This is a genomic window from Rhodococcus sp. G6(2025) (assembly GCF_058628105.1).
Genome location: NZ_CP179750.1, coordinates 4,011,847 through 4,025,225 on the forward strand (window position 1 = coordinate 4,011,847; position 13,379 = coordinate 4,025,225).

Here is a 13,379-nt window from a genome sequence, read left to right on the forward strand (position 1 = left end):
TCCACGGACCACTTCTTCTCGTTCATGTTCATCGGCCTCCGTTCGGTGTGGACGCGGTGTCGCGCCCTCGATGTGGTTCTCGGGTATGGGGTGTGCCGCGATCACGAGGCCACGACCACCCTCGTATCGGTTGTCTTCGCGCACAGCCCGAGGACGGCGCGAAACCCGTCGGCTATCGAATCGGTCAAGGCGGCGAGATCCGGGACGGCATCGGCGTCGGCGTTGATCCCGACACAGCATCGTGAGGTGTAGGACATCAAGGTGACGTTGAACGCCGATCCGAGTGTGGGGCTGAACGCGTAGTAGTGCAGAATCTCCGACCCGGCGACGAACAGTGGCACCGGCGATCCGACGACGTTCGAGGCGACGAAGTCGACGTGTTTGAGCATGTTTCCGAGTGTCGAGGCCGGAAGCAGGTTCAAGGCGCCGGCGATCGTCGGTGACAGCGGAATCGCGGACTCGTGGCGCCAGGCATCCACCGTGGCGTGCACCCGGCGCATCAACTCGGCGGGGTCGTCGATGTCGGTGGGTAGTGCAAAACGTGCCAGGGTGATGCGGTTGCCTCCCACCTGGTCCGTCTCGGCACGCAGGCTGATCGGCAGCGTCATCCGCAGTTCGCTGATCTCGGCGCCGTGCAGTCGGTGGTACTTCGCCATTCCCAGCAGGACAGCAGCCAGAAACGCGTCGTTGATCGAACCGGCACCCGCCGCGGCCGCCTGAGCGAGCGCCTCCACCGGCACGTCGAGCACCGCACAGTGACGCCGCGTGCTGCGTTTCGACATCACCGGGGACAGCGTGGACACCACGGGACGCGTGAGGCGCAGTGTGGAGCCGGCTAGTGCGGCTGCATCGCGCCAGGTGGCCCTCGGAGTCCGGACCAGTCGAACACTGTTGCGGCCCAGCGCGTTCGATGCCCGGCGGGCCACGTCGGCGGCCGTGTTCCGGTACCAGGAGAGGCGGCCCGGCGGAGTGGGCGATTCACCGTTCGGCGCGGCCGTCCGATGGTCGGTCCGGTCCGGCCGCGGCCCGCCGTCGCGGGTGAAATCCACGATCTCCCGGGCAATCTGCATTCCACTGACACCGTCGGTGAGAGAGTGATGCACCTTCATCACGAGGGCGGACCTGCCGTCGTGGAGTCCGTCGAGAACGGTGAACTCCCACAGCGGACGGCGCTTGTCGAAGGCGGTCATCTCGGCGGTCCGGGCGAAGTCGAGAACCCCGTCCCATGTTCGTGGTTCGGGGAGGGTGTAGCGGCGCAGGTGCCAGCTGAGATCGAAATCGTGATCGTCCGCCCACCTCGGCGGCGCAAAGCCCATCGGAGCCTCGATCGCCGTCCGCCGGAAGAGGGGAACCAGGTCGACCGCCCTGCGCATCATGTCGACGAATCGGCTCTGATCCGGACTGCGGTCGAGCAGCGCGACCGCCACGATGGTCGACCGGAGGATCGGGTCCTGCTCCATCCGCCACGACATGAAGTCCGTCTGGGTCATGTAGCGCTGATTCGTCGTGCTCACGTCGGTCAACTCGCTCGTCGATTGGGTCTGCGGTCGGTCGTCTTCGGTGTGTCCCGCCGGGGCCCGGTCCCTTGGGGTTCCCGGCGGCCACGGGTCACATCGGCATCATGGGCATGGGTGGCAGAACACCCGTGCTGTGCAGCCACATCATGAACATGTGGAACATCTGCATCGCATCCATCACGGTCACCTCCTTCGCCGTGCGCTCGTGTCAGGGTGTCGTCCCGGCGCGCAGAATGGTCAGGCGACTCCGGTATTCCTGCTCGTCGATCTCGCCGCGCGCGAACCGCTCGGCAAGGACCGCCTCAGCACTGCGAAGCGGCGGCGACCCACCGGGCGGTGCCGGGAACGGGTGACTCACATAACGGATCAGCAGGATGATCCCCACGATCAGCAGCCCCCAGAAAAGCGCCATACCGGTGAACATCAGTGCATACCCCCAACCGCCGAAATCATCGTCGTACATCACGGGGCGGCCTCCTACGGTCTGTTCGGCGGTGTGTGTCCGGGTCGGCCCGCCGTACTACCAGTGTCCAACCGTGCGAGGGGTGGTTCACAGGGTCTTTCGGCCGTTTCCGGTGGTTTCGCTCCGGCGGAATCAGCGCGCCGTATCCGGCGTTGTATACAAGCGATGGCGGTGGCGTACCTGCACGGTGAGCCCGTGGTCGACATCTGGTCGGGATGGGCCGCGCGCGACACCCGCTGGCAATCCGACACCGTGTCGGTGTCCTTCTCCACGGGCAAGGGAGTTGCGAGCACGGTGCTCCACCGGGCTGGTGGACCGCGGACTGATCGACTACGACGCCCGTCGCCACGTATTGGCCCGAGTTCGCGAGTGCCGGCAAGGAGTTGGTGACGGTGCGGGAGCTGTTGACGCACCAGGCCGGTCTGCGCCGCGTGCGCGGACTGGCACCGGGACCCTCGGCGCTGTTCGATCACGACAGCGTCGTCGGCGCACTCGCATCCGCGGCGCCGGATCGTCGCTGAGCCGTCATGCCGGGCTATCACGCCGTCACGTTCGGATCACTGGTCGCGGAACTCACCACTCGGGCGACCGGCTCGTCGTTCACCGACCTCGTCCGCGCCGAGATCGCCGAACCCCTCGGAATCCGGGAGTTCTGGTTTCAGGTTCCCGCGGAGGAACGTCACCGCATCGCGAAGTCCTTCCCGCGCATCACTCCCTTCGGGGTGCCCCTGGGAGACCGTGTCCTTCGCCCTATCGTGCCTGCCCGTGCTGCGAAACATCGCACACGCGGCATGCCGGAGGGGCCAGGGGCGTAGGTCATCTGGCTGCAATGCGGCAGGCTCGACGCTTGGCCGCCTGGCACAGTCCGGAAAGTGACGGTTGACCCTACTCGGTGGACGACATCGTTGGTTGAATCCGAAGTGACACGACACCCCGGAGTTCGTCATGAATCCCCACGGCACCATCGTCGACCGGAAGATCAGTCGACACCGAGACACACGCGCTCACCAGCGCCGGACACCAGACGACCGAATCGACTGGCCCGACCCGAGCCCACTGGCGGACTGGTGGGCGCGTGTGATGTCCGGTGCACACCCATCGACGAGAACCGTCGGCTAGAACATGCTCGGGCACCGAGCGCCGGGATCGAGCCCACCAACCGCAGAAGGAGTCGACATGCGAGCACTCGTGGTCTACGAATCGATGTTCGGAAATACCCGGCACGTCGCAGAGGCGATCGCCCGAGGTCTCGAGTCCACGGGAACCGTCACAGCAGTCCCGGTCGCCCGAGCCGGTGACGAAGACTTGTCCGGCTACGATCTCGTGATGGTCGGCGGCCCGACGCATGTCCACGGGATGAGTCGCGAGTCGACCCGCCACGGAGCCGCCGTGACAGCGCACAAACCCGACAGCACTGTGGCACTGGAACCTGACGCGGAAAGCGAGGGCCTCCGCGAATGGCTCGACGGGCTCCCCCCGACCCACGGGAAGGCGGTGGCGTTCGACACTCGCGCCGACGGCCCTGCCCTCCTGACCGGACGAGCATCGAAGGGTATCGGCCGAAAGCTACGCCGGCACGGGTTCGATCTCGTCGCCGAATCCGAGAGTTTCCTCGTCGACAAGGAATCGCGGCTCGAGGAAGGTGAGGAGACACGCGCCGAGCAGTGGGGTCGGACACTCGCCCAGCAGGTCACTTCCGGTCGCGCCTGATCATCGTGCTTCCGACGTAATCTGGGCATACCGACGTCGCGGCAGTTCGGAAAGCAGTTGACATGCGTCCACCACCCGGGGGCTGAGCCCATGTCACACGCTGCGATCGATCTGCGACGGCACGATGCGGTGCTCTTCGACCTCGACGTCGTGATGGCCGAGTCCGCGCGGGCCGACACCACGAGAGCACTCGTCCGTCAGTTGCAGAGTCTCGGGGTGGCGACGGCGGTCTTCTCGACCGATCGCGACGTTCGACCGGTGCTCGACGCCGCGAGAATCGCCGACGTGTTTCCCGTACGGGTCGACGGCGCCTCACCGGTCGACGCCGCCGACCGGCTGGGGGCGCGCCCGGGCGGTGCGGTGGTCGTCACGGCCTCCGGAGAAACGGCTGCCGCGGCCACGCGTGGCGGCTTCGCACTCGTCATCGGGGTCGGTCACGACCACCGCGCCGACGACTTGAGAAGATGCGGAGCAGATATCGTCGTCGTCGACCCCTCCGAGATCCCGTTCCGTGCAGGCGATCTCCGGCTATCCGAAATTCCGGACGCTCTGACCTCTCGGCACGAACTCCCCGCCGTCCTCCGTGTCCGCAGGCCCGCAGTGTTTCTCGACTTCGACGGCACCCTCGCGAATATCGTGTCCGATCCTGCGAAGGCCGTCCTGGTCGACGGTGTGGCCGCCGAGTTGGCCCGATTGACACGCAAGTGTCCGGTGGCCGTGATCAGCGGACGCGACCCCGCGGACGTGCAGACACGGGTCGGTATGGCGGAGATCTGGTATGCGGGCAGCCACGGGTTCGAATTGGCCGGACCGCAGGGGCAGTACTACCAGAATCCCGACGCTCTCGCCGCGGTACCGGTGCTGCATCACGCCACCCGCGCCCTCACCGACCGCCTCCGTGGCGTGCCGGGCGTGTTGATCGAGCCCAAGAAGTACACCGTCGCCGTGCACTATCGCAACGTTGCCGCCGATCGGATAGACGAGGTCGTTGCCACGGTCCACGATGTCGCCACGTCCGGGGAGGTCCGGCTCAGAGTCACCGGGGGTCGCAAGGTCGTCGAACTCCGTCCCGACGTCGATTGGGACAAGGGACGCGCACTGAACTGGGTCCTCGAGCACATCCACGACGCGAGATCCCTACTGCCGATCTACGTCGGCGACGACTTCACCGACGAGGACGCATTCGACGCCGTGACGGCGAACGGGGTGGGGATCGTCGTCCGCAGCAGTGAGGTCGGGGATCGACGGTCTGCGGCACGCTTCGCCGTGACCGATCCAGTTCAGGTCCGCGTACTGCTGCAGCGGCTGGCGGATCGTCTCGGCCGCGACCCCGAGACCGCGTCTGCGGCCGATGCATGGATGCTGTTCTTCGACGGCTATGAACCCCCGACCGAGAAGCTACGGGAGGCCGTCTGCACTCTGGGGAACGGCTACTTCGCCACTCGCGGGTGCGCACCCGAAGCAACCGCCGGCCCGGTCCACTACCCGGGCACGTATCTCGCGGGTGTGTACAACCGCTTGCGCGACGAGCGGGCCGGGATGGAGATCGTGAACGAAAGCATGGTGAACGCGCCGAACTGGCTGACGACGACCTTTCGTATCGAGGGCGGGCCGTGGTTCGACGTCGACGCCGTCGACCTGCTCGAGTACCGCCAGTACCTCAATCTGCGTCGCGCCGTACTCACCCGCCAGTTCCGGTACCGCGACGAGACCGGGCGAACGACGTCGGTCATCCAGCGGCGATTCGTCGCCATGCACCTCCCCCACGTGTGCGCGCTGCAGACGACGATCATCGCCGAGAACTGGTCCGGCTCGGTCGAATTGCGTTCGGCGTTAAATGGTGCGGTTCGCAACACCCTCGTCGAGCGGTACCGGGATCTCGCCGCCGATCATCTCGTACTACTCCATTCGGGCCCGCTGTCGGCGGACTCCGTCCTGCTGGCGATGCAGACCACTCAATCGCGCATACCGGTGGCCATGGCGGCACGAACCACGCTGTTGCCCCGCGACCGACACCGTGAGTGCACCTACCGTCTGCACAATCGCGACGGCCGCATCGGCCACGACATCACGGTCGACCTCACCGAGGGTGAATCCGTGACGTTCGAGAAGATGGTGACGGTGTTCACGGGGCGCGATCACGCATTGTCCGAGCCGGCCGACGAAGCGGCCCGCTGGGTGCCGTCGATCGGCGGGTTCGAGGAAGTGCTGGACGGTCACGTGCTGGCCTGGGAGCACCTGTGGGACCGTATCGGGATCACCCTCGGCGACTACCGGGACGGTCTGCGCATCGCCCGGCTCCATCAGATGCAACTCCTGCAGACGGTGTCGCCGAACACCGCCGACCTCGACGTCGGTGTGCCCGCCCGGGGGTTGCACGGTGAGGCGTATCGGGGCCACGTCTTCTGGGACGAGTTGTTCGTCTTCCCGGTCCGGCGGCCAGCACTGACACGGAGGTGGCGACTACCACATCCGCACACACCGAGAGTCCGGTGCCTGAATCTGCGGGTGCCCACCTTGACCCGGTCGTTGCTGCGCTACCGGTACCGTCGTTTGCCGGAGGCCCGCCGGGCCGCGCGGGCGGCCGGATATCGCGGCGCGATGTTCCCGTGGCAGTCGGGCAGCGACGGCCGGGAGGAAAGCCAGCAACTGCATCTCAACCCGCGGTCCGGTCGTTGGCTCCCAGACCCGAGTTGGCGCCAACACCACATCGGCATCGCGATCGCCTACAACGTGTGGCACTACTACCAGGTCACCGGGGACCTCGAGTTTCTCAGTGATTTCGGCGCCGAGATGCTGGTGGAGATCGCCCGATTCTTCGCAGGCCTCGCCTCCTACGAGGCGCCCCGGGGGCGCTACACGATCCGCGAGGTCATGGGACCGGACGAGTTTCATTCCGGCTACCCCGAGGCTCCGCACGAGGGAGTCGACAACAACGCGTATACCAACGTCATGGCCGTGTGGGTGATCCTCCGGGCGAGAGAGGCGCTCGATGTGATTCCGGCCCCGGACCGGTCCGATCTCGTCGACTCCCTGAGCTTGGACGTGGGCGAGATGGCCCGGTGGGCGGACGTGAGCCGCCGCATGTTCGTTCCCTTCCACGATCGGGTCATCAGTCAGTTCGAGGGCTACGAGGCGCTGGCGGAACTGGACTGGGCCGGCTACCGGGAGCGGTACACCGACATTCAACGGCTCGACCGCATCCTCGAGGCGGAGGGGGACGACGTCAACCGGTACCGGGCATCGAAGCAGGCCGACGTGTTGATGCTGTTCTATCTGCTGTCGGCCGACGAACTGCGTGATCTGTTCGAACGACTCGGATATCAGCTCGAACCGGAGGCGATACCGCGCACCATCGACTACTACATCGCCCGGACCTCGCACGGTTCCACACTCAGCGCGGTGGTGCATTCCTGGGTGCTGGCCCGCGCCAATCGCGACAAGGCCGTGGAGTTCTTCGACAGGGTGCTTGCATCCGACATCACTGACATCCAGGGAGTTACGACCTCCGAGGGAATCCATTTGGCAGCCATGGCGGGGAGTATCGACCTGCTTCAGCGCTGCTTCACGGGACTTGAAACTCGTGGTGATCGCCTCGTTTTCAGCCCAGAATGGCCGAAAACGCTCGGTGCGCTCGAATTCCCGATCGTCTATCGCGGACATCAGTTGTGGCTGACCATCAGCGGTCGCCGCGTTCAGGTCAGTGCGGGCGCCGGAAATCGACGCGCGATCGAGAGATCTCGTGTCGTGACCAGGTGGTCCGACTGGAACCGGGGTGCACGGTCAGTCTGGGGTAGCCACCGTCGGCGCTCTCCACGACCGGCGCCTCCCACGGTCAGCTGACCGGCCATCCGGGTGTGCGGCCGCGATCGTTCCACTCTCGATCCCACTGGCGCATCCGGCGTCGGCCGTTCGTCCAGCGCACCCCCGGTACAGCAGGAGGGAGCCGACCGCCGCGGCCGCCCAGACCGACAGTGCCGCGCTCACGGCGATCGCCGCGTTCTGCACTCGAGAACGGGGCTCGGCGACGACGTTGCGTGTCCACCCCTACGGTGACCGTGTCGACGCTGTGCGTGCCGGGTCTGGTTTCCACGGCGGTCGAGCGCAGGGTGCCGTCCGGTGCCGTCCACCGAACGGAACCACGATCAGGATGAATGTGATCAGGACGGCCGCGACGACGGAGTCGCATCGGTCCGTGGCACGCATGAGGGGATTTCGGCTCCAGGGCGCCAGGCGCCACCAGGGCAGTGCCTGATCAAGGATCCTCACAGCCTCCTCGGACCGTCCTGCTGTTTTCGAGCCTTGCGCGCACGAGGTGAGCGGCTAGGGCCCAAGGTCATTGGCAGGGATGACCGGGGCCGGACCGGCCTCGGAAGAGTGGCCGAGAACCACAATTGCCGCGCCGTTCTCCCGCGAAATCCCGAGAAGAGTGACTTTCGGCCCTGAAATCGAGCGCGCCGTTATCGCACCGTTGTGGAAGAGCCGGCGCACGACATCGGAACCACCCGTCGGCGAGGGAACGAGGAACATCATGTTCGAAGGCCACGCCACCGCATCGCCGCGCGACGATCGTCACCGCCGAGACGACGAACCTGAGGAGTTTCTGTACGTGCATCCCGCCGGCTTCGCGCTCTCAGTGGTGTCAGGGGCAGCGGCCGCAGGCCTGGTCATCCTGCTCGGCGCCTGGCTCGCAACCCCCCTCGTCGGAGTCGGCGCTGCCGCGACACTCATCGCCACCGTCGGTCTGGCGGCGGCGATGTTGATGCCCCACCGGCCACGCCGGCATGGGGCGAGCCAGGTTCGTCCAGCTGCTCGATAACCGCCGGAGGCCCTCGAGTGGGACGCTTCGGATGCCTGCTGATCTCGGCGTAGTCTGATTCTCCGGAGCGATCACACAGCAAGACTGGAGGTTGCCGCATGATCAACGTCTTTCTCGTGGACGATCACGAGGTCGTCCGGCGCGGAATCGCGGACCTCCTCACCGCCGACCCCGACCTGACCGTCGTCGGTGAAGCCGCCTCCTACTCTCAGGCGATGGCACGAGTGCCCGCACTGAAACCGGACGTTGCAGTCCTCGACGTAAGACTCCCCGACGGCAATGGAATCGAACTGTGCCGCGAACTGCACTCACTGATGCCGGAATTGCATTGCCTCATCCTCACTTCGTTCACGGACGACCAGGCGATGCTCGACGCGATTCTCGCCGGGGCCAGTGGATACGTCGTAAAGGACATCCGGGGTATGGAACTGACCCAGGCGGTCCACGACGTCGGGGCCGGCAAGTCGCTCCTCGACAGTCGCGCCGCCGCTGCTCTGATGGTGAAGGTCCGCGCGAACGCCAGTGAGAAGGAAGGAATCTTCGGCCATCTGACCAATCAGGAACGGACACTCCTCGCCCTGCTCGGTGAGGGGCTGACGAACCGTCAGATTGCTGCGCGGATGTTCCTTGCCGAGAAAACCGTCAAGAATTACGTGTCCAGGCTGCTGACCAAACTGGGGGTGGAGCGCAGGACTCAGGCAGCGGTACTTGCCACGAAGATGCCGTCGAGACCGTCCGACACCTGACGGGCGAAGCCCTGAGCCCAGTAGCGGTTCCGTCATGCGGCAACGCCACTACGTGGGAGAATGCGTCTCGTGACCCGTCAACCGGATGAGCGCGACCGGGGTCCGCTACTCGGTAGCCTGTCCGAGCTGCGGCTCCGTGAGCTCCTGACCGAGGTGCAGGAACGCATCGCGCAGATCGTCGATGCCCGAGATCACGTCGACGGGCTGCTCGAGGCGATGCTCGCGGTCACGTCAGGACTCGACCTCGACGACACGCTTCGCACCATCGTCCATGCCGCGATCAATCTGGTGGATGCCCGCTACGGCGCGCTGGGGGTGCTCGGCCCGGGTGGGGGCTTGAGTGAGTTCGTCTTCGAGGGCATCGACGAGGAGACACGCGAGCGTATCGGCGACCTGCCCCGTGGTCGCGGGGTCCTCGGTTTTCTCATCACCAATCCGAAGCCGGTCCGGCTGGAGGACCTGTCTCATCACTCTGCATCGGTGGGATTCCCGGCCGAGCACCCGCCGATGAAAACGTTTCTGGGAGTTCCCATTCAGATCCGGGACGAGGTGTTCGGGAATCTCTATCTGACGGAGAAGGCGAACGGTGCACAGTTCACCGAGGACGACGAGGTGCTTCTCCGCGCGCTCGCGGCCGCCGCCGGGATCGCGATCGAGAACGCCCGCCTGTACGAGGAGTCCCGGACGAGGCAAGCCTGGCTCGAGGCGACACGTGAGATAGCGACCGAACTACTCGCGGGCAGCGAGACGGCGGAAGTGCTGCGGGTGATCGCCGACGACGCGCTTGACCTCACCGGCGCCGACAGTGCTTTCCTCGCGGTGCCGGACGATCCCGACATCCCGTCGGACGAGGTCACCGAACTCGTGGTCACGGCGTCGGCCGGCACGGTGTCGGATCGCATCATCGGCCGGACGATCCCGATCGAGAAATCCACTTCCGGTGAGGCATTCCGCGAGCGGACACCGCTTCGGGTCACCGCGCTGGCCTTCGATCCTGGGTTCGAGACCGGAACCCGGTTCGGCCCGGCGCTGGCGCTGCCCCTGCGCGCCGCGCAATCGGTGGCAGGGGTTCTGGTGACGCTCCGTCACGTCGACGCGTCGCCGTTCACGGACGACCAATTGGCGTTGATGTCGGGGTTCGCAGATCAGGCGGCGGTCGCGCTGCAGCTCGCCAACAGTCAACGCCGAATGCGTGAGCTCGATGTCCTGTCCGATCGCGATCGGATCGCGCGGGACCTCCACGACCACGTCATCCAGCGACTCTTCGCGGTCGGCCTGTCAATGCAGAGCACCTTGCAGAGGGCGAAGGCTCCGATCGTCAAGGAGCGACTCGAACAGTCGATCGACGACCTTCACGACATCGTGCGTGATATCCGTACCGCCATTTTCGACCTTCACGGCGGTTCGGGTGGTATGACCCAGTTCCGACGGCGGCTGCACGAAATCGTCGCCGAGACCACCGCGGATTCCGGGTTACGCACGACGGTGCACATGTCCGGGCCACTGTCCGTCATCGACGCCGGGCTCGCCGAACACGCCGAGGCTGTCCTGCGTGAGGCGTTGAGCAACGCGGTACGGCATGCAGGAGCCGACACGGTCACGGTCAGCATCTCCGTCTACGACGATCTCGCCATCGAGGTCGCGGACGACGGCAAAGGTTTCGTGGAGAACGTCGTCACCAGTGGGTTGGAAAACCTGGCTGCCCGGGCGCGGGAAGTGAACGGGCACTTCACCATCGACACAACCCTCGGTGGCGGAACCACTCTCCGGTGGTCGGCTCCGCTGCCGTGAGCCGGGATCGGCTCGCCCCGCCCACGAAGGTGGGGACCTTCTCCCCTACGCGGCCGACGGGCGCACCGTCACGATGAGAGGTAGCGGCAACTTCTGCCGCGCGCTTCCTCGAGGAGAAGACCATGACCGCGCGCCGCCCGATCGTTGTCGGAACCGATGGGTCACCGTCATCGCTCCAGGCGGTTGCGTGGGCCGCACAGGAGGCGGCGTTGCGGAACTCCCCGCTGTCGCTGATCGCGACCACGTTCGTCCCCGGCGCCTACGGTGTCCCGATCGGCATGCCGGAGAGCTTCTTCGACGACGAGGAACGCAACGGGAAGAACCGGCTGGCTGCCGCAGCGGAGATCGCCGCCCGAACGGTTCCCAGGCATTCCCTCGACATTCACACCACGCTCTGCACCGGAACGCCGGCCGGGGAACTCCTCGAAAGGTCGAAATCCGCAGCGATGGTCGTCGTCGGCTCGAACCGGCAGGGAATCGTCGAGCGCGGCTTCGTGGGATCGGTCAGCGCCGCGGTCGCCACCCACGCACCGTGCCCGGTCGCGGTCATCCGCGGCCTACCCGATTCCGACGTCACCCGACTCGAGGGCCCCGTCGTCGTGGGCGTGGACGGGTCGGCACACAGCGAGCCCGCCATCTCGGTGGCCTTCGAGGAGGCCGATCTGCGGCAGTGCGAACTCACGGCCGTTCACGCCTGGTCCGACGTCGACCTCCCCGTGCACTACGCGGGCGGTAGCGTTTCCGGGTGGAAGAAGATCGTCACCCAGGAAACGGCCCTCCTGTCGGAGAGTCTCGCCGGCCGGGCCGAGGATTTCCCCGACGTCAAGGTTCGGACGATGGTCGTCATGGACCGACCGGTACGCAATCTTCGCGAACAAGCCGACAACGCACGACTTCTCGTCGTCGGTAGTCGCGGACGCGGCGGATTCACCAGCATGCTGTTGGGATCCACGAGCCGCGCCCTGATGCACTCGGTGCGCTGCCCGCTCCTCATCGTTCGGTAGGGAGTCACTGTCCGAAGGGGGTCATGGAGGCTTGAATGAATTCCGACGGCCGACGACGGAGGTGACGGTGAATGAAGGCTCGGAGGCCACACGCGGTCACCACGGGCGTCGTCGTGCGCTCCCTTCGCCCCACCGACAGAACCGACGTGCAGGATCTGCACGAGCGGATGGACCAGCACGACGCCTACCTGAGGTTCTTCGGAGCCCGTCCGAAGCATCTCGAGGATCTGGCCGAGTCACTGTGCCGGCAAGACCCCGGGCGTTGCGCACTGGGTGCCTTCATCGGCGGCATCCTGGTCGGAGTCGCGAACTACGTGAGCCCGGCCGACCAGTCGGAAAACGACTCTCCGTTGGTCGAATTCGCGCTGGTGGTCGATCACGAGTACCAATCGCACGGAATCGGAACGATGCTGTTGACGCGGCTCGTCGACGCAGCGCGGGCGCACGGCATCGACAGGATGACGGCGGAGGTGCTGGCGCAGAACACCTTGATGCTCGAGGTGATCCGAGACCGGGGGTGGGCACCGGACGTCGCCGCCACGACCCGCCACAACATCGCGGCCGCGGAACGCAGGATCCTGCTCGACGCAGCGAGATCAGATTTGCGAACGTCGGCGGATGGGGACCGCCGAGGAGGAACCCGATGAGCGAACCGTCACCGTGCACCGTCCCGGTCCCGGTGGCACCGACACTGTGACTGCCGATGGTCGTGTGGCACACGCGTGACTATCCGACGGTGGTGCCGGCAGCGGATCCGTCGGTGAGCAGGGCGTAGAACCGCTCGACGTCGGCTCGCCAGCACAGGGCGGTGCCGGGTGCCTGCAGCATCGCCGCCCCCGCCGCGACGCCGTACCGAGTCGCTCAACGACCGACCGCACGCCAGGCCACCCACCACACCGGCGACCATGCTGTCGCCCGCTCCGACACCGCTGACCACGGGGACTTCGACCGACGGGAAATACTCGTCGCGGTCCCGCGTGACCAGCAGGGCGCCTTCGGCACCGAGGGAGAGGACCACGACCTCACAGACCCCCCGGTCGATGACCTCCCGAGCCGCAGCCACCTGGTCGTCGATCACAAACAACTCCCGCCCCGTCCAGTCCCGAAGTTCGCGAATGCTGGGTTTGACGAGAAAGACCCCGCCCCCGAAGCTGTCTCAGGGCCGGACCGGAAGTATCCACGATCACTCGCGCACCGAGCTCGCCTACGACGTCCGCCACCTGCTGGCCACGTAGTCGGCCCCTGACGCGACCTCGGTGACGAGGTCGAGACAGGCCATCTGTTCCCTCGCGGTCACTGTCGGTCCCGGCAGGACGAATCGGTACTGCA

Annotated in this window: 8 protein-coding genes and 4 pseudogenes; 8 read left to right on the plus strand and 4 right to left on the minus strand. The window is 66.2% G+C overall.

Translation table 11 applies throughout. The annotated features are described in order from the left end of the window. Positions 1-101: 101 nt before the first annotated feature. Together ACLIVD_RS18515 and ACLIVD_RS18520 are read right to left on the minus strand one after the other, a co-directional pair. A complete protein-coding gene (locus tag ACLIVD_RS18515; protein WP_283332422.1) occupies positions 102-1,523 on the minus strand; it encodes a wax ester/triacylglycerol synthase domain-containing protein in 1,422 nt (473 codons plus the stop codon). A gap of 202 nt (positions 1,524-1,725) precedes the next feature. Then, a complete protein-coding gene (locus tag ACLIVD_RS18520; RefSeq protein WP_164063258.1) occupies positions 1,726-1,980 on the minus strand; it encodes an SHOCT domain-containing protein in 255 nt (84 codons plus the stop codon). 174 nt (positions 1,981-2,154) lie between these two features. Between ACLIVD_RS18520 and ACLIVD_RS18525 the strand changes: the two are divergent. The 3 genes and pseudogenes from ACLIVD_RS18525 to otsB all read left to right on the plus strand — a co-directional run. Further along, a pseudogene (locus ACLIVD_RS18525) lies at positions 2,155-2,784 on the plus strand (serine hydrolase domain-containing protein); the annotation flags it as partial. Between the two features lie 372 nt (positions 2,785-3,156). Then, the gene (locus ACLIVD_RS18530; RefSeq protein ID WP_280783212.1) at positions 3,157-3,690 is read left to right on the plus strand and encodes a flavodoxin family protein; all 534 of its coding nucleotides are present in this window, start codon (positions 3,157-3,159) and stop codon (positions 3,688-3,690) included. 90 nt (positions 3,691-3,780) lie between these two features. Beyond that, positions 3,781-7,487: pseudogene (otsB, locus tag ACLIVD_RS18535) on the plus strand (trehalose-phosphatase). Positions 7,488-7,525: 38 nt separating this feature from the next. Here otsB and ACLIVD_RS18540 read toward each other — a convergent pair. Beyond that, positions 7,526-7,896, minus strand: a pseudogene (locus ACLIVD_RS18540) (hypothetical protein). A gap of 142 nt (positions 7,897-8,038) precedes the next feature. Between ACLIVD_RS18540 and ACLIVD_RS18545 the strand changes: the two are divergent. The 5 genes from ACLIVD_RS18545 to ACLIVD_RS18565 all read left to right on the plus strand — a co-directional run bounded on the left by ACLIVD_RS18545 (position 8,039) and on the right by ACLIVD_RS18565 (position 12,697). Further along, a complete protein-coding gene (locus ACLIVD_RS18545) occupies positions 8,039-8,509 on the plus strand; it encodes a hypothetical protein (RefSeq protein ID WP_491930401.1) in 471 nt (156 codons plus the stop codon). A 98-nt stretch (positions 8,510-8,607) separates the two neighbouring features. Continuing rightward, positions 8,608-9,255, plus strand: a complete 648-nt coding sequence (locus tag ACLIVD_RS18550) for a response regulator transcription factor (protein ID WP_477956886.1) — start codon at positions 8,608-8,610, stop codon at positions 9,253-9,255. A 60-nt stretch (positions 9,256-9,315) separates the two neighbouring features. Then, the gene (locus ACLIVD_RS18555; RefSeq protein WP_491930402.1) at positions 9,316-11,046 is read left to right on the plus strand and encodes a GAF domain-containing sensor histidine kinase; all 1,731 of its coding nucleotides are present in this window, start codon (positions 9,316-9,318) and stop codon (positions 11,044-11,046) included. Positions 11,047-11,168: 122 nt separating this feature from the next. Then, positions 11,169-12,050: a universal stress protein gene (locus tag ACLIVD_RS18560; RefSeq protein WP_283332426.1), complete on the plus strand. Its 882-nt coding sequence runs from the start codon at positions 11,169-11,171 to the stop codon at positions 12,048-12,050. A 71-nt stretch (positions 12,051-12,121) separates the two neighbouring features. Beyond that, positions 12,122-12,697: a GNAT family N-acetyltransferase gene (locus tag ACLIVD_RS18565; protein ID WP_283332427.1), complete on the plus strand. Its 576-nt coding sequence runs from the start codon at positions 12,122-12,124 to the stop codon at positions 12,695-12,697. 257 nt (positions 12,698-12,954) lie between these two features. Here ACLIVD_RS18565 and ACLIVD_RS18570 read toward each other — a convergent pair. Further along, a pseudogene (locus tag ACLIVD_RS18570) lies at positions 12,955-13,134 on the minus strand (PfkB family carbohydrate kinase); the annotation flags it as partial. Positions 13,135-13,379: the final 245 nt, after the last annotated feature.